Annotated in this window: 1 protein-coding gene; it reads left to right on the top strand. The window is 69.3% G+C overall.

The window, feature by feature from the left end; all coding sequences use genetic code 11:
* Positions 1 to 63: 63 nt before the first annotated feature.
* On the top strand, positions 64 to 361 hold a 298-nt coding region (locus GV790_RS29210), incomplete at its 3' end, for a hypothetical protein (protein ID WP_375139443.1).

The raw sequence follows: 361 nt of genomic DNA, 5'->3' as shown, positions 1-361 counted from the left end.
GTCTCCGGCCTGATCGCGTCGTTGGTATGCCCCTGGCTACGGCGGCGGTTCGGCGAAATCCGGATGACGATGCTGTTCTCGGGACTGGCGCCGGTCGCGATGTTGTTCCTGCCCCTGGCCGGGGTGCTGCGCGATCAGGCGATCGTACTGATCGCGATCGGGCAGATACTTCTCGGATCGGCCCTGGTCGGCCGTTCGGTGGCGGTCGCAGGGCTGCGCACACGCGTCACCCCGAATCGGTATCTGAGCCGCGTCACCGCCGCGGCGGCGGTCGTCACACAGGGCGCGACACCCCTCGGCACCGTCGCCGGTGGGTTTCTTGCCGGAGTGTGGTCGGCGCAGACGGCGCTGTGGGTCGGTG

This window comes from Nocardia cyriacigeorgica, from assembly GCF_010858045.1.
GTDB classification, from domain to species: domain Bacteria; phylum Actinomycetota; class Actinomycetes; order Mycobacteriales; family Mycobacteriaceae; genus Nocardia; species Nocardia cyriacigeorgica_E.
This window is presented reverse-complemented; position numbering and strand designations above follow the sequence as displayed.